A 19,742-nucleotide genomic window follows, 5' to 3' on the forward strand; every position below is an offset into this window, starting at 1 on the left:
GCAGGTGTACACCGGGGGCAGCCGTTCCCCGCGCCCGCAGGGATGTTCCGTTCGGGACGACTCCGGGTCGCTCCGCGGCCTGGTGCTCCCCGCCGACGCGGGGATGGTCCGGCTCGGACACATAGGTCACGAAGTCGCACTGTTCTAGCGGTGTTTGACGGTGTGTCATCCCCAAAAGGCGGGCGGTCGCCCTCACCTGTACGGGCGGAGCACGGAGGCGTGGCGAAGTCGTTCATCGAGTTGGCTGCTCAACGTCAGGGCACGGCCGAGGTAGCTGCTGACGCGACGCGTGCGGATGTGGAGCTCGAAGCTGTCTCTGCGGTCCGTCAGGGTGAGGCGGTCGAGGAGGTCTCCGAAGTCTCAGGCATCGATGCCGCTGATCCCCGGTATGTGGAAAAGGCCGCAGGAGATTTGCCGCAGGGCTGAGAGCACTACCGCCTTTGGATGCCCGGAAAGCCGCAGTAGCCTTCCGGTCTTGGCGGCCATGGCGGCCATGGCGGCCTTGGCTCGGCCCAACAGCCGGTTACGGTGCCGCCTGCGTTCCCCGGTGGCGCGGGGCCCCTCAGTGCGGCCTGGCGCGTCCCCTCAGTGTCATCGGCTAATGGCTCTGTCGATCTGAGGGGGTGGGACAACAGTTCTCTTGGACTCGCGCCGTAGGTGAGGAGTCGTAACACGGCGCAGCGTCGCCGGAGGTGCTGGTCACTGCCCCGGGCACACCGCCTGGTGGAAGGCGGCCTGCGGCGGCCGCGTGGTCCTGGACTTCTCCTTCGCCCGTTTCCAGCCGTGCACTGGGCCATGTTCGCGGTGCCGGCGGCCCGGCCTGTGCTGCCGTCTCACCGGGGATTGGGCTGGTCGGGCAGCTGGGCCAGGGCGAGTGGCAGGGTGTTCTGGGTGTTGAAGAGTTCTTCGAGACCGGTGCGGTGCAGTCGGCGGGCGAAGCTGCCGGTGGCGGGGTTGATCAGGACGAGGCCTTCTAGGGAGGCGTGAGCCTGGATGAGGGCGCCGAGGAGGACTTCGTCGCCGAAGTCCAGGCCGGTGAGGTCGACCACGAGCGGGCGTTCCGTGGCCGCGGCGTCGTGGAACGCCTGCTCCAGCGCAGGTGTGTTCCACGCTCCGGTGCTGCCGAGCAGAGCCAGGACGCATGCGTGCGGACGGGTGTACTCGGTGATCCTGACGAGCAGACCATCGAGTCGGCGTTCCTGCATGTCATGTGCCTTCTGTCCGATGTGGCGCTGTTCATGTGCTTTTTGCGCCGGGAGTAGGCACGGCTGCCGCTCGTCCGTTCGGGGATCAGGGTCTGGGGGGCACTCGCAGGGAGAGGAGGGCGGTGTCGTCGCTGGCCCATCCGCCGTGGTGACCGGCCAGGATGTCGGCGATGTGGGCGTTGGTGTCACCCGCGTCCATGCCGCGGGTGTCGGCGAGGGCTTCGGCCAGGGCCTCCTCGTCGAAGATCGGCCGGTGGGGCAGGGGCTTGCTGGGGTCGGGGCGCGCTTCGCAGGCGCCGTCGGTGTAGAGGAACAGCAGGTCGTCCGGGGCGAGGCGGAAGCGGACATCGGTGAGGCGGACGGTGGGCATGACCCCGAGGAGGGTGCCGGGCAGGCCGGTGGGCTGGACGCGGCCGTCGGCCCGGCGGATGAGTGCGGGAGGATGGCCGGCCAGGCAGAGCCGGCCGGCCGCCCCGGCAGGGGTCGTGCGGAAGGTCGCCTGGACGGCGGTGAGGAAACGCGGTGCGCGCTGGGCGCGCATGGCGGTGTTGAGCCGGTCCAGGACCTCGGCGGGCGAGAGGTGGTCACCGGCGTCGGCGCGCAGGGTGTAGCGGGCCAGGGCGGTCACCTTCGCCGCTTCGAGGCCCTTGCCGCAGACGTCTCCCATCACGGCGGTCCACCACGGCCCGCGGGCGTTGAAGAGGTCGTAGAAGTCACCCACGACCTCGATGTCACCGGTGGCGGCCAGATAACGGGCCGAGGCATCCATCCCCGGCACCGGACGCAGCACCGGAGGCAGCAGGCTTTCCTGAAGGCTGCGGGCCAGACCCTGTGAGACCGACAGTGCGCGGTTGGCGGTGGCCAGAGCGCTCTGCGCGGTGCTCAGCGAGATCCGCAGGTTGATCTCGTTGCTCACCGCCCGGGCCAGGGTGGCGAGCGTCTCCAGTTCCTGGGGCTGCCACTGGCGTGGGTTCGCGTCGATGACGCACATGGTCCCGATGGCGTGCCCGTCGGTGGTGACGATCGGGAACCCGGCCCAGGATCCGACCCCCCACGGCCCGATCGCCTGGTGCCCCGCCGTCCGCGGGTCCTTCGCCGCGTCCTCCACGACGAAGGGGCCGTTCGCCCCGACGGCGAAGTAGCAGAAGCTCTCCCCGACCCCGTTCTGCCACTGCTCCGACCCGCCGTACGGCAGGTGCGGCACCGACTTCCAGTAGGTCCGAGCGCCTCCCACGAACGTGATCGCGGAGATCGCAGCACCCGTGACCGATACCGCCAGCCTGGCCAGGTCGTCGAAAACCTGCTCCGGAGCGCTGCCGACCATGCCGCTGGCCTCCAGCGCGGCCAGCCGCGCAGGGTCGGACAACACCGTCGGCAGCCCGTCATCCCGCATCCCCTCGGGATACTCCACCACGCCCAACGACTCGCCCTCTTTCCCCGGCTCCCCGCAGGAGCCCGCGAGCCACCCAACCACAGCTTGAACGGCCCCGTCACCCACGGATCCCCCCCCTGTGATCACCGCACGGTCAGTGCGTCGTCCCGCTTCGAGCGGCGCGGTGAGGGGTTAGCTACGATGGCGGCCGCGGTACGTGCGAAGGGGAGTCGGGGTTCCCCTGCCGACGCCCCCTTGCGGGTGGGTACCGCCCGGTGGAACCTGGGCCACGTCCTGCTCGCCCAGCTCGGCAGCGAACATGACGCGGCCGACGTCGCGATGGACACCTCCCACGACCTCGCCGCCCTGGACGCCCCTGGCGGGGCGGCACTCGGGGGTGCACTGGAAGTTGGTTGCGGTCGTTGCAGAGGCACGGTCCCGCCGCCCGTGGGCGGCCCGGGAACGCCTCGCCGCCGCCGCGGTGCCGCTCGCCCGGCAGACCGGCGAGAGCAATGTGCACTGGACCGTGTTCGCCCCCACCAACGTGATGCCGCACGCCCTGTACACCCACCTGCTCCGCTCTGCCGCCCCAGTAGACAGCACGGCGACCGCGCCCCGTGAACGACCGAGTCACAGGCTGCTCAGCTCAGCGTTGGACGCGGTCGTTCACGGACAGGACGGAGGGGCCCGGCGGGCCCTCTGCGATGGTTGGCGGGCGGACGACTCTCCTGGGGGTTACTTCACGTCGACGTAGTCCGCCGCGGAGGTGACCGCCGGGGTGGTGGACGTGCCCGCGAAGGAGTAGCGGAAGTAGCCGTCCGCCGTGGCCTTCGTCGTCGTCCTCACGTTGCCCTTGCTGTCCGTCGTGACGGTCTTGAGGGTCTTGTAGGTGCTGGTTCCCTTCTTCTTGAACTGGAGCTTCACCGGCTGCTTGGTGTAGCCCCCGTACTTGTAGGTCTGCCAGTTGGCGCGGGTCAGGGCGCCCGTGACGGTGATCGTCTTGTTCTTCTTCACCGGTTCCGGCGAGGCGTTGACCGTCAGCCTGGAGTTGCGCAGGACCTTCGCCTTCGCGGCGGAATCCTTGGTGTAGTAGTCACCGTCGTTGGCCAGGACGTGGGCTCTCACGGTCCAGGTCCCGGCCGTGGTGTTGTCCAGGTGGATACGGGGGTTCATTTTCAGCGTGTGGGTGCAGGTGGTCGTGGTGAAGCTCTGGCGCACGCACTTTCCCGCAATGTCGTCGGGGATGACGAGACCGTAATAGTCGCCGTTCGGCAGGGGCGTGTGCCCCATGACCGGGAAGGTATTTCCGACCTCGATGCCCGAGTTGTCCGTGGCGGTCACCACGATGGTGAACGTCTTCACGGCCGTGGTTCCCAGGACGATGTCCTTCCCCCCGTTGACGACTACCTTCGTGATCCTGATGTCGCCCGAGAAGTCATCCGCCTGGGCGGTCCCTCCAGCCGTGAGCATGGACAGGGCGAGTGCCCCGGCGAAGCCTGCCACAGCGGTGCGTTGACGCATGAAGTTGTTTCTCCCAAGCTCCAGGGCCCCGGGAACATCCCGAGGCAGGTTTGCCAGCGCCCACCCGGCACGCGGGTGGCGAGGACATGACCACCGAGTGGCAGGAATGGTTGCCCTTACACGCCTCGTTCGCTCCCGAGCGGGTATCAGGAGGTCCTGGCCCCGGAGCGACCAACCCATCGAGGCTCTGCCGATTCCCCACCCCTGGCAGAGCACGCGCTCCGGGGCCGGTGTCTCAGCCCCCTCGTGGTGTGGGTGCATGCCCAGCCGCTGCTGGGCGCCGCCCGCGCCCTATGACCTGCCCCGTACCCTGCGGGTGCTGCGGCGAGGACGGAGCGACCCCGCCTGCCTACAGGAGGCCGACGGGACCTGGTGGCGAACTTCCCGCACCACCAAAGGCCCGGTGACCCTGCGGATCACCGACCACCCGGACGCCACCACCGGGCGGCTGATCACCGGCACGGCATGGGGCCCCGGCGACGACTGGGCCCTGGGACAGCTCCCTGCCCTGCTCGGTGCCGACGACGACACTCAGGACTCCAGCGAGTACGGACGCGTCATCGTGCCCGGGGACGCAACCCGATGCGGTACCCGAATCGTCGTCTGCCTGAGCGAGTTCGGCTCAGTTGCCCTGGTCTGCGCCGACGACCCGGGCGCCGTCTTCGGAACGGATGAGGCCCAGACCGAGGGCGAGCCGGACGGCGCGGATCTTGCCAAGGCCAACCGGGTGCTGGTCGAGCTTGGCTATGTCGTGGTTGCCGAGGAACTGCTGGAGAGCGACTACGACGGGCCGAGCCGACTGCCCTGGCACGTTCAGCGGCCCAGCTGGTCAGATCGCTTCTTCGGCGTCTTTTGATGATCCCCGGGCAGGGTCAAGCTAGTGCCGGCCAGGCATTTATCGACCACATCCGACCTGTACTGCAGCATCTTGAGCTTGCGCTTCACGGCGCGGGTGACCTGGCCAAGGTCGGCGGCGGCCAGGTTCCCGATGTTGCGTTTGACCAGGGGCCAGATGCCCTCCTGCGGGTTGAGGTCCGGGACGTAAGTCGGCAGCTGAAACGGTGAGCCATGAGGCGTTGGCCTCGAAGAACTCCCTCAGTGGCGCGACCAGGTGCATGCGCAGGTTGTCCCACACAAGCACGATCGGGCTGCCGAGCTGTGTGTGGGCGCGGATGACCAGGTCGCGCTAGTCCTTCCAGCCGAAGCCCCTCGGTTCGTTCTCGCGGCCCCGTTACTCACGGATCGCGTAGAACAAACGGGACCGCCAACCGGCTTGTAGCAGGTCATTCCCGCCATGGTCACTCGGCCCGATCCCCGCCCGCGCACGCGGACGAGTCGGGGTGCTGCCCCTGCGGCCCCAGGTCCTGGCAGGCGGCGGCGTCATCGACTGACCGGCCTCGTCCTCGAAGACCACCCAACCGCTGTTCGCCGCCGCGGTGCCCTTACCCGCGGCCACACCTCTCGTTTCCACAACTCCACCGCGTCGTCGTCACGCTCGATCGCACGCCGCGCGGCTGCTGCCAGGACCAGCCATAGCGCCGCAGCAGTCGCCACGTTCCCTCCACGGTGTACGAGACGATGAACAGCCGACCGATCGCCGTCTTCACGCGGGCCGGCGTCCACCGCTGGTCAGCCCACCCCTGGGCCAGCGGACCGCGCTCCAACTCCCTCTCCACCCCCGCCATCTGCGCGTCAGATGGTCGGGGTCGACCGGGTGACCCCATGGAAGCCACTCCGGCGTGGCCGCCCTCGCGCCACTGGCGACGCCAACGCTCCACCGACCGTTCCGAGACCCGCAGCATGGCAGCGATCTCCCGGTTCTCCCCGCCAGCCTCGAAGCGCATCACGGCCTGGCGCCGGACCCGCTCCCGCGCATCTCTCTCGACGTCGGTCAGGCCGCCGCCCTGCGAATATCTCACCGAACGAGGACCACTGAGGCCACCTTCACGCTGTCCGGCGAACAGCCCGACATCACCCGATCAAGTTCAGTGGCGAGTCGAGTGTCGCCGAGAGCTGGGGCTGAGGTCGCGCCGGCTGGCCTTCCACCCGGTGGCGTACTGCTCGAACCGTATCGGGCCGTACTTCTGGATGCGCTCGGCTCTGTGCTGGTTCTGTGGGCTGTTCTTCCGGGCCTGGTAGACCTCGGCGAGGCGGGCCTTCGCCTTCTCCTGGGGGAAGAGAAGGTGGCTTCCTCGGCCTGCCGTCCGGCCGCGCTGCGGTAGCGGATCTTGTAATCGTGCGGGCACTTCGGCCATCGGCCTTCAGGGTGCTCGCACTCCTTGATGAAGCTTCCATGCCGCGGACGAGGTTGATGGCGGCCATGTTGTCGACTCCCGGGCGTCCTGCCGACCTGTTGCTGACCCCGGATCCCTTCCGCCCACGCAGCAGCGGCATCGACACGATCCACATGCGCCAGCAGGTGCTCCGTGGCAGGACCATCGCTGAAGTGCGCGAGAGAACCGTGAGCGTCCACCGCCCACCAATCCCACGTGAATCCAGGGCGGGGGTGCCGCAGGATCGTCGTCACGCAGCCACCGTATCCAGGCTGTACAAGGACCGGTGAGGACGATTCACAGGAAACGCCCTAGCTGCAGCTACCCCCTCACCGGTGCGGCCTGTGTCACCCGCGTCTACTCGGCGCACGCTCTCCTGCTCACCGGGCCGCACGGAGTCAACGCGCTGGGGACCTACGGCATCGGGGCCGTGGAACTCGGCGAGCGGCTGGGTCTGTCCCTGCGCCGGGCTTGAGGCCGACGCCACGGGAGGGAGCGAAGAGACACCGGTCATGAGCGGAGACGCTGAGAAGTCCGACGGGCCCGGACCGTTCTGCCGCCCGGGTCGCCCCTGACCGGCGGGACCAGGAACGGTCCCTACAACTCGGGTATCACGGCCGGTGGTTGCGTCATTCCCAGGGGGGAGACAAGTGCGGCTTGCCGACGGATCCACAGACGCGGCGTCTTCCTGAAGGGTCCTTCCTGTCCGACACATGCGACCGGAAGGATCGAATACGTGCGCAGACGACGTCTCGCGCCGCTGTTGGCCGTGAGTCTCACGGCCACGCTGGCTCCCGCGCTCGGCACCTCCACGGCCAACGCCGCCCCGGCCGCCGCCCCATCGGTCGCCTCCTCGTCCGCCGCCTCGCCCGCGGCCAAGGGCGGCGCGCTGGACCCGTACACGAAGCAGAAGCCGACGTGGAAGCGGTGCGGCCCCGGCACCCCGGCGGACTTCCAGTGCGCCACGATCAAGGTCCCGCTGGACTACCGGGTCCCCGGCGGCAAGCGGATCGACCTGGCGATATCCCGGATCAGGACCGCCGAGCCCGGCAAGCGCCACGGCGTGCTGCTCTCCAACCCCGGCGGCCCCGGAGGCTCAGGCACCTATATGCCCCTGGCGTTGCGTGAGGAGCTGCCGAAGTCCACCCTGCGGAAGTACGACCTCATCGGCTTCGACCCGCGCGGAGTGGGCGACAGCAGCCCGGTCACCTGCGGCCTGACGCCGGAGGAGGAGGACTGGCTGCGGCCGTACAAGAAGGAGACCTACGCCAAGGACGTCGCCTGGGCCCGCAAGGTGGCGGACAAGTGCCGGGCGAAGGCGGGCGCCACGCTCCCGCACATCACCACGCGCAACACCGCCCGCGATCTGGACGTGCTCCGGGCGGTCCTCGGCGAGAAGAAGATCTCGTACCTCGGGTACTCGTACGGCACCTACCTGGGCGCCGTCTACACCCAGCTCTTCCCGGGCCGGGCCGACCGGTTCGTCCTCGACAGCGCGGTCGATCCGGCGCTCGCCTGGCGGGGCATGGTCCAGTGGTGGGCGTGGGGCGCCGAGCCCGCGTTCGACCGGTGGACCGCGTGGGCCGCCGCGCGTTCGGGGACGTACGGCCTCGGTGACACCCCGAAGAAGGTCGACCGCACCTTCTGGGAGCTGGTCGCGCGGGCCGACCGGAAGCCGGTCGATCTGGACGGGCTCCTCGTCACCGGTGACGACATCCGCAGCGGTATGCGGGGAGCGGTCTTCAGCCCGCTGACCGCGACCGAGGCGTTCGTGGAGCTGAAGAAGGCAGCTGACGGTCAGCCTGCCGCCGCGCGGAAGCTCACGGCGTTCACCGGCGCAACCGGGACAGGGGTGGCGCGCAAGGCCGCGGAGCCGCCGGCGGACAACATGACGGCGAGCTTCTGGGCCGTGGTCTGCGGCGACAACTCGGCCGCCTGGCCGCGAAACCCCGAGCGCTACCGGAAGGACGCCATCGCGGACAAGGGCCGCTACCCGCTCTTCGGCGACTTCGCGTCCAGCATCAAGCCCTGTGCGTTCTGGAACAGGTCGGTGGAACCTGCGACGAAGGTGAACAACAAGGCCGGCTCCCTGATCGTCCAGAACGAATGGGACTCCCAGACCCCACTGCCCAGCGCCCAGGCCCTGCACAAGGTCCTGAAGCGCTCGAAGATGGTCACCGTCCTCGGCGGCGAGGGCCACGGCGTCTACCCGAGCGGCAACGCGTGCACCGACGGCGCGGTCACCGGCTACCTGCTCACCGGGAAGCTCCCGGCCAAGGACGTGTTCTGCCGGGCGACCGCCGGCTCGAACGCGGACGCGCGACAGAACCAGAAGCGGGACCAGCTCCCCGGATCTCCGCTCCCGGAGCGCGCTCCGGACCGGTTCTGAGTCCGGCGGCGGGGACCGGGGCCGTCTGACCCCGGGTCGTACGGCCTGTAGAAGCGGGGCGGGACCTCCCGGCGAGGTCCCGCCCCGTCGTACGCCGTCGGCTCAGACAGGACCGGCCATGTCCCGCAGAATCCATCTTGCCCCGCATCCCCACGGTGTCGACGGTCGCCACCCACACCCGCCACATCGGCCTCGTCGCCACGGCGAGTTCGACGTACAACTCACCGTTCAACCTCGCCCGCCGCCTCGCCTCACTCGACCTCATCAGCGGCGGCCGCGCCGGCTGGAACGTGGTGACCAGCTTCGACACCGGCACCTCGAAGAACTTCGGCCGCGACGAACACCTCGACTACGCCACCCGCTACGGCCGGGCCCTGGAGTTCGTCCGGGTCGCCCGGGGCCTGTGGGACTTCTACGAGGACGACGCCTTCCCCGCCGACGTGGACAGCGGCCTCTTCCTCGACCCCGGCCGGCTGCACGCCCTCGACCACGTGGGCGAGCACTTCAAGGTCGCCGGACCGCTCAACATCTCCCCCTCGCCGCAGGGGCAGCCGGTCATCTTCCAGGCCGGGGTCTCCGCCGAGGGCCGCGACCTCGCCGCCCGGGTGGCCGAGGGCATCTACGCACCCGGCGTCACGCTGGAGCAGGCACAGGAGTATTACGCCGACATCAAGAAGCGCACCGCCGCCCACGGCCGCGACCCCGACCACATCAAGGTCTTCATCCATGGCGGCGCCGTCGTCGGCTCCATCGACGAGGTGGCCCGCCGCCGCGAGCGGGAGATATTCGAGGAGGACAACGACTTCGAGCGCAACCCCGCGCTGCTCGGCCGGTCCTTCGGCGCCTACGACTTCAGCGTCCACGACCTGGACGTGCCCTTCCCCGACGTCGCCCACCTCGCCGAGAAGGACGGCCGCACCGGAGCCGCGAGGATCATCGAACGCGCCCCGGAGCAGCAGCTGACCCTGCGTCAAGTGATTCAGTAGGCCAACGCGTTCCGGCAGTCGCCGTTCACCGGGGCGCCCGACACCGTCGCCGACACCATCGAGAAGTGGTACGACGCGGGCACGCTCGACGGCATCAACCTCGCCTTCCGCAACAACGACGATCTGAACCTCTTCGACGGTGTCGTGCCGCTGCTCCAGAAGCGCGGGCTGTTCCGCACCGAGTAGGAGGCCGAGACCCTGCGCGGCAACCTCGGCCTGCCGATCCCCGCCAACCGCCACACCCGCGAGCGCGAACTCGCGGGCGGCTGAGGCCCGCCATGCCCCGACTCCCCGCGACGGGCGGCCGCGACGTCCACACCGTCCGCTTCCCCGTCGGCCGCCCCCCCGGCCACCGCCGACGTCCTCATCGTCGGCGCGGGCCCGGTCGGCCTCGCCGCCGCGACCGAACTCACCGCCCGGGGTATCCGGATCGCCGTCGTCGACCGCGCCCGCACCGCGACCCTCGCCACCGGCGGCAGCACCGCCCATGTCCTCGCCATCGACTACGCGTTGCGCCCGGTGCTGACCTCGATGGGCGCCGCCCATGTCGTACCGGGCTGGTTCACCCTGGATCAGGACATCACCGTCCGCGTCGACGGCACGGTCGCTCTCGCGGCGCCCACGGCCGAGGCCCTGGGCGAGATCACGGACCGGTTCTCCGCTGTACTCCGGGAACGTACGGCACTCCAGGAGCGTACGGCGGTGCTGGCCCCCAGCGCCTGAACGGCCCGGTACCGCAGGGAAGTCACCGCTTCCCCACTCGATCGAGTGGATCTTGCTCCTGATCCATGCGGTTCGGGCGGGGAAGCGGGTCCGGCGACGCGATCATTCGGCGGTGATCAACTCGATTCGGACGGCACACCGTCCCAACTCCCTGTTCCCGGCCGGGATCGGCGCCCTCGCCCTCCTCACCCTGCTCCCCACGGTCCCGGCCGCCGCCGCACCCGCGCCGGACCCGGCCACCACCTCGGCCGTCCAGCCTCGACACCGTGCCACCACCCAGGCCGAGCGCCGGACCGCCGCCCACCTCGACGCCCTGAGGAGCGACCCGGAACGGCTGAAGGGCTTCTTCGCCGCGCTGCCCAAGGGCGGCGACCTCCACAACCACCTGTCGGGCGCGGTCACCACCGAGTACCTGATCCAGCTGGCGGGCGAGAACGGGCTCTGCATCGACGCCACGGACACCGCCGTACGTCCGCCCTGCGGACCGGGCACGCGACCGGCCGCCGACGCCCGTACGGACGCCGCGTTCCGGCAGCGCGTCGTCCGCGCGTGGTCGATGCAGGACTTCCCCGCCGATCAGTCCGGTCACGACCACTTCTTCGACACGTTCGGCAAGTTCGGCGAGGCGACGCGCGATCGCGGGAAGCTGCTCGCCAATGTCGCCAACACCGTGGTGGAGCAGAACCAGTTCTATCTGGAGACCCTGGTCACCCCCGCCTCCGACAGCGCGCGCAAGCTCGCCGAGTCCGTCGGCTACGACGCCGACCTCGCCTCCTTCCACCGGAAGCTGGTCGCCGGCGGAAAGCTGGACAAGGTCGTCACCGAGGCCGTCCGCGAGGCCGACGCCTCCGACGCCCAGTTCCGGGAGGCCGCGCACTGCGACACCCGCCGCCCCGACCCGGGCTGCCGGCTCCCCGTACGGTGGATCTCCCAGGTCTCCCGGGGCAGTTCCAACGAGCGCGTGTTCACCCAGATGGCCGTCGGCCTGCGGCTCGCCGAGCGCGACCCGCGCTTCGTCGCGGTCAACCTCGTCCAGCCGGAGGACGGCGAGAGCGCGCTGCGCAACTACAGCCTCCAGATGCGGATGCTCCAGTACCTGCGCACCCAGTACCCGGACGTCCGCATCACCCTGCACGCCGGTGAGCTGACCCCCGGCCTCGTCAAGCCCGAGGACCTGACCTTCCACATCCGCGAGGCCGTGCTCGTGGCCGGAGCCGAACGCGTCGGCCACGGCGTCGACCTGGTCCACGAGGACGACTGGCGCGGCCTCGCCCGGACGATGGCCCGGCGCGATGTCGCCGTCGAGGTGCCGTTCAGCAGCAACAAGCAGATCCTGGGCGTGGCGGGTGACGACCACCCGTTCAACGCCTACCGCCACTACGGCGTCCCCGTGGTCCTGGCCACCGACGACCCCGGTGTCTCGCGCATCGACATCAGCCACGAGTACCGGTACGCCCGGGAGACCTACGGCCTGAGCTACCCCGAGCTGAAGGACCTGGCCCGCGCCTCGCTGGAGTACGCGTTCCTCGAAGGCGACGGCCTGTGGGCCACCGGTTCCGCCCGTTCCGGCTACCGCCCGGTGCGCGCCTGCTCCGGAGCCCGGCCGGGCGTCGTCCCGCCCGCCCCGGACTGTGTCCGCCACCTGGAGGGCGACCCGAAGGCCGCGGCCCAGTGGCGCCAGGAGGCGGCGTTCGCCGGATTCGAACGGCGGTACGGCGGATCGCGCTGACGCACCGTCGCCGCTGAGGTACGGGGGCGGGGATCGCGGATCATGGACTGCGGCCCCCGCCCCCACGGCTACGCTCGAGAAATGGCCGACAGCCAAGACTGTCCCGGGCCGCTCCCGGACAGCCCCGAAGACACCGTGACGTACGCGCTCCTCGCCTCGGCCGTGGACGGTCGGGCCGCGGCGATCGTCGCGAACGACGCCGACCGGATCGCCGCCCTCATGGCGCACGGGTGGGGCATCGTCCCCGAGTCCGGCATCACCGATCGCGCCACGTTCCTGGCTCGCGTCACCTCCGGCGATCCGACCCACTCGGCGATGCGGGCCGTCACCCCGCCGGGGAGCCGCGGCCACGGCGATACCGCCTCCGTCACCGCGCGCAGCACGGACACCGCCCACCACGGCGGCGACCGCCTCGACGCCGACGAAGAGACCACGGACGTCCTCGTACGGCGCGGCGGCCACCGGCGGTGCGTGCTGACCCCATCACCCCCGCCGCCCCGCCCGAGGGTTCATGAGCCGGCTCGGCTACCCGGCGGCCGCCGCCGTCTTCGCCATCGGTATGGCCGGCACCACCCTGCCGACCCCGCTCTACGGGCTCTACCGGCAGGAGCTCGGCTTCTCCGAGCTGATGGTGACGGTCGTCTTCGCCGTCTACGCCCTCGGTGTCATCGCCACTCTCCTCCTCGCCGGGAACGTCTCCGACGAGACGGGCCGGCGACCCGTCCTGCTGGCCGCCCTGGGCTTCTCGGCGGCCAGTGCCCTCTGTTTCCTCTTCGAGGGCGGGCTCCCCGCGCTCTTCGCGGGCCGCCTGCTGTCGGGGTTCGCCGCCGGGCTGCTCAGCGGCGCGGCGACGGTCACGGTGATGGAGCTCGCACCACCGGGGCGGGCGGCGAGAGCAGGTCTCGCCGCGACCGCCGCCAACATGGGCGGCCTCGGGTGCGGCCCGCTGCTGGCGGGGCTGCTCGCCGAGTACGCCCCCCGGCCCCTGACGCTCCCCTTCGTCGTTCACCTGGCGCTGATCACCGTGGCGACCGTGCTGACCTGGCTCCTGCCCGAGACCGTCACCTCCCCCGTACGCCGCTTCCGGCCGCACCCGCAAGGGCTCACGGTCCCGCCCCAGGTGCGCGGCGTCTTCGCCCCCTCCGCGCTGGCCGCCTTCGCCGGGTTCTCCTTGCTGGGCCTCTTCACCGCCGTCGCCCCGGCGTTCATGGCCGAGACACTCGACGTGCACAACCTCGCCCTCGCCGGTCTCGTCGTCTTCTCCGTCTTCCTCGCTTCGACGGCCGGGCAGGCGCTGATGGGACGTGTGGGGGAGCGGCGGGCGCTGCCGGGCGGGTGTTTCGTCCTGGTCGCCGGGCTCGTGCTGGTGGCGGCCTCGCTGCTGCTCGCCTCGCTCCCTCTGCTCGTCGCCGGGGCGCTCTGCGGGGGTCTGGGGCAGGGGCTGGCGTTCCGGGGCGCGGTGACGGCGATCAGTGGAGCGGCACCGGCCGAGCACCGGGCCGCGACGGTGTCCGCGTTCTTCGTCGTCGCCTACCTGGGCATCTCGCTGCCGGTGGTGGGTGTGGGCGCCCTGACCCTCTGGATCGGGCTCAGGAACGCCGGGCTGACCTTCGCCGGCTGTGTGCTCGCCCTGGCGCTCGGCGTTGGCCTGCACCTGGCCCGGAGACCTGCCGTCCGAGGCTGACGGCTCAGCGCGCGGAGAGGCTGGAGCGCCGCACCACCAGCTCCGGCTGGAGCACCACCCGCCGGTGCTCGTGCGCCGCGGGATCCCCTCCGGCGCCGGTCTCCTCCAGCAGCAGCCCGGCCGCCAGCGCCCCCATCGCCGCCGCGGGCTGCCGTACGGAAGTGAGCGGTACGGCGGCGGCCGCCGCGAACTCGATGTCGTCGTACCCCACCAGAGCCAGATCGCCGGGGACGGAGACCCCCGCCCCGAACAGGGACTGCAGCACCCCCAGCGCGAGCAGATCGTTGGCGCAGAAGACGGCGGTGGGCCGGTCGGCGAGCCCCAGCAGCCGCGCCCCCGCGTCCCGCCCCGCCGCCACATCGAGGCGCTCCGTCGGCAGCTCCCGCAGGGCCTCCGGGCCCAGGCCCGCCTCGGCCAGCGCGGTGAGCGCCCCCGTACGGCGGTCCCGGACCTGGTTGAAACCGGGCGGCCCGCTGACGTAGGCGATGGAGCGGTGCCCGGCCTCCACCAGATGCCGTACCGCGAGCGCGCCGCCCGCCACGTCGTCCACCGACACCGAGCACTCCGTCGTCCCCTCGGCGACCCGGTCGACGAGGACGAACGGGATGCCGTGGCGCCGGAAGGCGTCGATGTTGCGCCCGGTGGCGTCGGCGGGCGTGAGCAGCACCCCGCGCACCCGCTGCTCGGCGAAGAGCGACAGGTATTCGGCCTCCTCGCCGGGGCTCTGCGCGCTGTTGCAGACCATGACGCCGAGCCCCGCCTCCCGCGCGGCCCGCTCGGCACCGCGCGCCACGTCAACGAAGAACGGGTTGCCCATGTCGAGGACGAGCAGCCCCATGATCCGGCTGCGCCCCGCCCGCAGCTGCCGCGCCGATTCGCTGCGGACGTAGCCGAGCCGGTCGATCGCCGACAGGACCCGGGCCCGGGTGTCGGGGCCGACCGTGTCCGGGCGGTTGATGACGTTCGAGACCGTGCCCACCGATACTCCGGCGACCCGGGCCACGTCCTTGATACCCACCGACTGGGCCATCAGACGGAGTCCTCCACAAGGGCTAGGGGTGCTCTCAGCCTACCCGCGCCCATCAGAAGTCGAAGTCGTCGATGTTGCCCTGGTCGAAGACCGTCGGCTTGCCCAGACTCACCACACCGTCCTTACCGATCGTGTACGTGCCCAGCTCGCCGGCCTCGAAGGTCTGGCCCTCCGCGCCGCTGATCTGCCCCGAGGCCAGCGCGATCGACGCGTGGCCTGCAAGGGCGCCGAGCTTGGCCGGGTCCCACAGCTCGAACGCCTCCACCGTGCCGTTCTTGACGTACTTGCGGAGGTCGTTGGGGGTGCCGAGCCCCGAGAGCTTCACCTTGCCCTTGTACTTCGAGCCGGAGAGGTACTGGGCCGCCGCCTTGATCCCCACCGTGGTCGGCGAGACGATCCCGGCGAGCTTCGGGTACTCCTGGAGCAGGCCCTGCGTCTGCTGGAACGACTGCTGGGCGTCGTCGTTGCCGTACGCGACCTTGACCAGCTTGACGTCCTTGTACTTCGGGTCCTTCAACTCGTCCTTCATGTAGTCGATCCAGAGGTTCTGGTTCGTCGCGGTCTGCGCGGCGGACAGGATCGCGATCTCGCCCTTGAACCCGATCTGTTCGGCGAGCAGTTGGATCTGGGTGCGGCCCAGGTCCTCCGCCCCCGCCTGCGAGATGAACACGTCGCGGCAGCCGGGCGTGGTGTCGGAGTCGTACGTGACGACCTTGACGCCGTTCTTCATGGCCTGCTTGAGCGCGGTGCACAGGGCGCCCGGGTCCTGGGCGGAGACGGCGATGGCGTCGACCTGCTGCTGGGTCAGGGTGTTGACGTAGGAGACCTGCCCCGCGGTGTCGGTGGCGCTGGTCGGGCCGACCTCCTTGAAGGCGGAGCCCAGAGCCTCGACGGCCTTCCGGCCGCCCTTGTCGGCGGTGGTGAAGTAGGGGTTGTTGACCTGCTTGGGCAGGAAGCCCACGGTCAGCCCCTTCTTGGTGGGCGCGTTCGGGTCGGCCTCACCGGCCGGGGCGGCGGCGCCGTTCTCCTTCTTCACATCGTTCTTGGTGGTGCCGCCGCAGGCCGTGACGGCCAGGGCGAGGGAGGTGACGGCGGCGACGGCCGCACCGGTGCGGCGGAGCGTTGACCTACGCATGGCAAGGGTCCTTTACGGAGGAGGGGGAAGGGTCACGGTGCCGGGGTCGGCGCGGACGCGGCTCGCCGCCCGGCCTTCGCGGCGGAGAGCTGCCGTGCGACCCGGGGGCCGAGCACGGAGACGACGAGCAGCACGCCGGTGACGACGATCTGCGACTGAGCGGAGACGTTCAGCAGGCTCATCACGTTCTGCGCCGCGCCGAGCAGGAACACACCGGCGATCGCCCCGCCGAGCGTGCCCTTGCCACCGTCGAAGTCGATGCCGCCGAGCAACACGGCCGCCACGACGGAGAGTTCGAGGCCCGTCGCGTTGTCGAATCGGGCGCTGGCGTAGTGCAGCGCCCAGAACACCCCGGTGAGCGAGGCCATCAGCCCGGTCACCGTGAACAGGATCAGCTTCTGCCGCCTGACCCGCACCCCGGCGAACCTGGCAGCCTCCTCGTTGGCGCCGGTCGCGAAGAGGGACCGGCCGAACGGCGTCGCGTGCAGGGCGAGTACGGCGATGGCGAGGAGCACCAGGAAGGGCAGGAGGGCGTACGGGACGAAGGTGTCCCCGATCCGTCCGGCGGCGAAGTCCAGATAGGGGGTGGGGAAGTCGGTGACGGCGTCGGAGCCCAGGACGATCTGCGCGATGCCCCGGTAGGCGGCCAGTGTGCCGATGGTGACGGCGAGCGAGGGCAGCCCGAGCCGGGTGACGAGCAGCCCGTTGACCAGACCGCAGACCACGCCGAGCAGCAGACAGACCGGGATGATCGCCTCGATCGGCAGCCCCTGGTTCCACAGCGCGCCCATCACCGCGCCCGACAGGCCGGCCGTGGAGGCGACCGACAGGTCGATCTCCCCGGAGACCACGAGCAGCGTCATCGGCAGGGCGATCAGTGCGATCGGCAGCGTGTTGCCGATCAGGAACGACAGGTTGAGCGCGTTGCCGAAGCCGTCGACGAAGCCGAAGGAGAGCAGCAGCACGACGATGAGGAGGGCGCCGACGACGGTGTCCCAGCGGACGGCGCGCATGAGTGCGGAGTCAGCCATGGCGGGCGTTCCTCTTCTTCAGGGCGGTCGCCACGCGCAGGGCCACGATCCGGTCGACCGCGATGGCGAGGATGAGCAGGAGGCCGTTGATCGCCAGCACCCAGACGGAGCTGACACCGAGCGCGGGCAGCACGCTGTTGACCGAGGTCAGCAGGAGCGCGCCGAGCGCGGCCCCGTACACGCTGCCGGAACCCCCGGTGAAGACCACGCCGCCGACCACGACCGCGCTGACGACGGTGAGTTCGTACCCGGAGCCCGTACCGGAGTCGACGTTGCCGAACCGCGCGAGGTACAGCGCACCGGCGAGACCGGCCAGCGCCCCGCAGAACGTGTACGCGAGGAGGATCCGCCTGCGGACCGGGATGCCGGCCAGCCGGGCCGCTTCCGGGTTGGAGCCCAGCGCGTACAACTCCCGCCCGCTGCCGAAGTGTTTGAGGTAGTACGCCGTCGCCATCAGCACCGTCAGCGCGATCAGGGCGAGCCACGGCACGGCGGAGAGGCCGCCGGAGCCGAAGTCGACGAACCCGCCCGGGAGATCGGCCGCCGTGATCTGCCGGGAACCGACCCAGATGGAGTCGATGCCCCGGATGACGTAGAGCGTGCCCAGCGTGACGACGAGCGCGGGGACCTGGCCCAGGCTGACCAGGAGCCCGTTCAGCAGGCCGAAGCCGACCCCGAGAAGCACGGCCAGGGCCACGGCCACCACCGGGTGGCCGCCGCCCTGGAGATACGTACCGGCGGCGAAGGCGCTGATGCCGAGCGTCGAGCCCACCGACAGGTCGACGTTCTTCGCGATGACGACGAGCGACTGGCCGGTGGCGACCAGCACCAGGATGGTCGCGTTGAGGAGCAGGTCCTTGATGCCCTGCTCGGAGAGGAATTCGCTGTTGCCCAGCTGGGTGACGGCGATCATCACCAGGAAGACCAGCAGGATGGCGAGTTCGCGCATCTTGAAGACGCGGTCGACGAGCCGGGTGGAGGCGGATTCGGGTATCGCGGCGGCGGGCGCCTGGCCGGGTGCGGTCACCGTCATGCGGCGGCCCTCCCGGTGGCCGCCGCCATCACCGTCTCCTCGGTGGCTTCGGAGCGGGGGAGTTCGGCGGTGAGGCGGCCCTCGTGCATGACGAGGACCCGGTCGGCCATGCCGAGGATCTCGGGCAGGTCGGAGGAGATCATCAGCACGGCCACCCCGTCGGCCGCCAACTGGCTGAGCAGCCGGTGCACTTCGGCCTTCGTCCCGACGTCGATGCCGCGCGTGGGCTCGTCGACGATCAGCACGGAAGGACCGGTGGCCAGCCACTTGGCGAGCACCACCTTCTGCTGGTTGCCGCCCGACAGCGTGCCGACGGTGTCGGCGATCCGCGCGTACTTCACCTGGAGCCTCACCGCCCAGTCGAGGGAGCGGCTGCGCTCGGCGCCCCGGTCCATCAGACCGGCCTTCACGGTGGTGCGCAGCCCCGTCAGCCCGATGTTCCGTTCGACGGACATGCCCATCACCAGCCCCTGTGCCCTGCGGTCCTCCGGTACGAGGGCGAGCCCGGCGGCCATGGCGGTGGACGGGGCGCCGTTGGTCAGCGCCCGCCCCGCGACCTCCACCTCACCCGCGTCCCACCGGTCGACGCCGAAGACCGCCCGGGCCACCTCGGTGCGCCCGGCCCCCACGAGCCCCGCCAGGCCGACGATCTCGCCGCACCGGACGTCGAAGGAGACATCGGTGAAGACGCCCTCCCGGGTCAGCCGCCGTACGCTCAGCGCGACCGGACCCGCCGCCACCTCCTGCTTCGGGTACAGCTCCGCCAGGTCCCGGCCGACCATCCGGCGGACGAGATCCTCCTCGGTCATGCCCTCCAGCGGCTCACTGGAGATCAGGGCGCCGTCCCGCAAGGTGGTCACCCGCTCGCAGATCCGGAAGATTTCCTCCAGCCGGTGCGAGATGAACAGCACGGCCGCCCCCTGCTCGCGCAGGGTGCGGACCACGCCGAAGAGGCGGGCCACCTCGCTGCCGGTCAGCGCCGCCGTCGGCTCATCCATGATCAGGACACGGGCGTCGAAGGAGAGCGCCTTGGCGATCTCGACGATCTGCTGGTCCGCGATGGACAGGCCGCGCGCCGGGCGGTCGGGGTCGAGCGCGACGCCGAGCCGCCGCATCAGCGCGGCCGTGGCGGTGCGGGTGGCCCGGTGGTCGATGCGGCCGAGCGCGCGGCGCGGCTGCCTGCCCATGAAGATGTTCTCGGCGATCGACAGGTCGGGGAAGAGCGTGGGCTCCTGGTAGATGACGGCGATACCGGCGTCCCGGGCATCGGCCGGCCCGTGGAACACGGTGGGCTCACCGTCCAGCAGGACCAGACCCGCATCGGGCCGGTGCACCCCGGCGAGCGTCTTGATCAGGGTCGACTTGCCCGCGCCGTTCTCGCCGGCGAGGGCGTGCACCTCGCCCGGGAACAGGTCGAGGGACACCTCCCGCAGGGCACGCACGGCGCCGAAGGACTTGGAGATGTCCCGCAGGGCCAGCACGGGGGCCGGATCCTTGGCGGACCGGTGGGTCATGGGGGCTCCTCAACGATGCGGAGGGGGGCCTCACACCATCGTGAAAGGTTTCAAATGAGTTGCCGGGACGTTAGACACGTGACGCAGGTCGCGTCAATGGGGGCGGCGGGAAAATCT

15 protein-coding genes and 2 pseudogenes are annotated in these 19,742 nt (G+C 70.6%); 8 read left to right on the forward strand and 9 right to left on the reverse strand.

The features are described 5' to 3' along the window. The first annotated feature begins 219 nt into the window (after positions 1-219). Positions 220-426, forward strand: a complete 207-nt coding sequence (locus D6270_RS31480; RefSeq protein WP_109162321.1) for a hypothetical protein — start codon at positions 220-222, stop codon at positions 424-426. A 407-nt stretch (positions 427-833) separates the two neighbouring features. Here the strand turns inward: D6270_RS31480 and D6270_RS31485 are convergent, their stop codons facing one another. The 3 genes from D6270_RS31485 to D6270_RS31500 all read right to left on the reverse strand — a co-directional run bounded on the left by D6270_RS31485 (position 834) and on the right by D6270_RS31500 (position 4,098). Then, positions 834-1,205: an STAS domain-containing protein gene (locus D6270_RS31485; RefSeq protein WP_109162320.1), complete on the reverse strand. Its 372-nt coding sequence runs from the start codon at positions 1,203-1,205 to the stop codon at positions 834-836. Positions 1,206-1,290: 85 nt separating this feature from the next. Next, positions 1,291-2,679 carry a GAF domain-containing SpoIIE family protein phosphatase gene (locus D6270_RS31490; protein ID WP_109162319.1) on the reverse strand — a complete coding sequence of 463 codons (1,389 nt, stop codon included), beginning with the start codon at positions 2,677-2,679 and terminating at the stop codon, positions 1,291-1,293. Positions 2,680-3,312: 633 nt separating this feature from the next. Beyond that, on the reverse strand, positions 3,313-4,098 hold the full coding sequence (locus tag D6270_RS31500; protein ID WP_109162317.1) for a calcium-binding protein: 786 nt from the start codon (positions 4,096-4,098) through the stop codon (positions 3,313-3,315). 403 nt (positions 4,099-4,501) lie between these two features. Here D6270_RS31500 and D6270_RS33530 point away from each other — a divergent pair, with 403 nt between their 5' ends. Next, the gene (locus D6270_RS33530) at positions 4,502-4,954 is read left to right on the forward strand and encodes a hypothetical protein (RefSeq protein WP_204117026.1); all 453 of its coding nucleotides are present in this window, start codon (positions 4,502-4,504) and stop codon (positions 4,952-4,954) included. Between the two features lie 586 nt (positions 4,955-5,540). Here the strand turns inward: D6270_RS33530 and D6270_RS31515 are convergent. Further along, positions 5,541-5,942 (reverse strand): winged helix-turn-helix domain-containing protein, encoded by a 402-nt coding sequence (locus tag D6270_RS31515; RefSeq protein WP_382776223.1) that lies wholly within the window; start codon positions 5,940-5,942, stop codon positions 5,541-5,543. Between the two features lie 1,165 nt (positions 5,943-7,107). On the opposite strand from D6270_RS31515, the gene D6270_RS31530 reads away from it, so the two are divergent. The 6 genes and pseudogenes from D6270_RS31530 (at position 7,108) to D6270_RS31555 (ending at position 13,882) form a co-directional block, all read left to right on the forward strand. Next, positions 7,108-8,760 carry an alpha/beta hydrolase gene (locus D6270_RS31530; protein WP_109162315.1) on the forward strand — a complete coding sequence of 551 codons (1,653 nt, stop codon included), beginning with the start codon at positions 7,108-7,110 and terminating at the stop codon, positions 8,758-8,760. A 158-nt stretch (positions 8,761-8,918) separates the two neighbouring features. Beyond that, positions 8,919-10,016 (forward strand): annotated as a pseudogene (locus tag D6270_RS31535) (NtaA/DmoA family FMN-dependent monooxygenase); the annotation flags it as partial. A 96-nt stretch (positions 10,017-10,112) separates the two neighbouring features. Beyond that, a complete protein-coding gene (locus tag D6270_RS31540; protein ID WP_109162314.1) occupies positions 10,113-10,469 on the forward strand; it encodes an FAD-dependent oxidoreductase in 357 nt (118 codons plus the stop codon). 112 nt (positions 10,470-10,581) lie between these two features. Next, the gene (locus tag D6270_RS31545) at positions 10,582-12,198 is read left to right on the forward strand and encodes an adenosine deaminase family protein (RefSeq protein ID WP_109162313.1); all 1,617 of its coding nucleotides are present in this window, start codon (positions 10,582-10,584) and stop codon (positions 12,196-12,198) included. A gap of 219 nt (positions 12,199-12,417) precedes the next feature. Next, positions 12,418-12,597 (forward strand): annotated as a pseudogene (locus tag D6270_RS34095) (DUF4440 domain-containing protein); the annotation flags it as partial. A gap of 112 nt (positions 12,598-12,709) precedes the next feature. Further along, positions 12,710-13,882, forward strand: a complete 1,173-nt coding sequence (locus tag D6270_RS31555; RefSeq protein ID WP_109162311.1) for an MFS transporter — start codon at positions 12,710-12,712, stop codon at positions 13,880-13,882. A gap of 4 nt (positions 13,883-13,886) precedes the next feature. Here the strand turns inward: D6270_RS31555 and D6270_RS31560 are convergent, their stop codons facing one another. From D6270_RS31560 to D6270_RS31580, 5 genes are read right to left on the reverse strand one after another with little or no spacing between them, the layout of a single operon-like run. Continuing rightward, positions 13,887-14,912 (reverse strand): LacI family DNA-binding transcriptional regulator, encoded by a 1,026-nt coding sequence (locus tag D6270_RS31560; RefSeq protein ID WP_109162310.1) that lies wholly within the window; start codon positions 14,910-14,912, stop codon positions 13,887-13,889. Positions 14,913-14,964: 52 nt separating this feature from the next. Next, positions 14,965-16,047, reverse strand: a complete 1,083-nt coding sequence (gene rhaS, locus D6270_RS31565; RefSeq protein WP_109162309.1) for a rhamnose ABC transporter substrate-binding protein — start codon at positions 16,045-16,047, stop codon at positions 14,965-14,967. A 32-nt stretch (positions 16,048-16,079) separates the two neighbouring features. Then, positions 16,080-17,078, reverse strand: a complete 999-nt coding sequence (locus D6270_RS31570) for an ABC transporter permease (protein ID WP_109162308.1) — start codon at positions 17,076-17,078, stop codon at positions 16,080-16,082. Beyond that, positions 17,071-18,111 carry an ABC transporter permease gene (locus D6270_RS31575; RefSeq protein WP_109162307.1) on the reverse strand — a complete coding sequence of 347 codons (1,041 nt, stop codon included), beginning with the start codon at positions 18,109-18,111 and terminating at the stop codon, positions 17,071-17,073. Before D6270_RS31575 ends, D6270_RS31570 begins: the two co-directional genes overlap by 8 nt. After that, positions 18,108-19,625: a sugar ABC transporter ATP-binding protein gene (locus D6270_RS31580; RefSeq protein WP_109162306.1), complete on the reverse strand. Its 1,518-nt coding sequence runs from the start codon at positions 19,623-19,625 to the stop codon at positions 18,108-18,110. Before D6270_RS31580 ends, D6270_RS31575 begins: the two co-directional genes overlap by 4 nt. Positions 19,626-19,742 lie beyond the last annotated feature (117 nt).

Source organism: Streptomyces griseus subsp. griseus (assembly GCF_003610995.1).
Taxonomy (GTDB): Bacteria; Actinomycetota; Actinomycetes; order Streptomycetales; family Streptomycetaceae; genus Streptomyces.

Excerpts from the sequence above, each read along its gene's own strand:
- D6270_RS31485 (WP_109162320.1), bottom strand. The coding sequence starts at position 1,205 with ATGCAGGAACGCCGACTCGATGGTCTGCTCGTCAGGATCACCGAGTAC.
- D6270_RS31500 (WP_109162317.1), bottom strand. The coding sequence starts at position 4,098 with ATGCGTCAACGCACCGCTGTGGCAGGCTTCGCCGGGGCACTCGCCCTG.
- D6270_RS31515 (WP_382776223.1), bottom strand. The coding sequence starts at position 5,942 with ATGCGCTTCGAGGCTGGCGGGGAGAACCGGGAGATCGCTGCCATGCTG.
- D6270_RS31555 (WP_109162311.1), top strand. The coding sequence starts at position 12,710 with ATGAGCCGGCTCGGCTACCCGGCGGCCGCCGCCGTCTTCGCCATCGGT.
- D6270_RS31560 (WP_109162310.1), bottom strand. The coding sequence starts at position 14,912 with ATGGCCCAGTCGGTGGGTATCAAGGACGTGGCCCGGGTCGCCGGAGTA.
- rhaS (WP_109162309.1), bottom strand. The coding sequence starts at position 16,047 with ATGCGTAGGTCAACGCTCCGCCGCACCGGTGCGGCCGTCGCCGCCGTC.
- D6270_RS31570 (WP_109162308.1), bottom strand. The coding sequence starts at position 17,078 with ATGGCTGACTCCGCACTCATGCGCGCCGTCCGCTGGGACACCGTCGTC.
- D6270_RS31575 (WP_109162307.1), bottom strand. The coding sequence starts at position 18,111 with ATGACGGTGACCGCACCCGGCCAGGCGCCCGCCGCCGCGATACCCGAA.
- D6270_RS31580 (WP_109162306.1), bottom strand. The coding sequence starts at position 19,625 with ATGACCCACCGGTCCGCCAAGGATCCGGCCCCCGTGCTGGCCCTGCGG.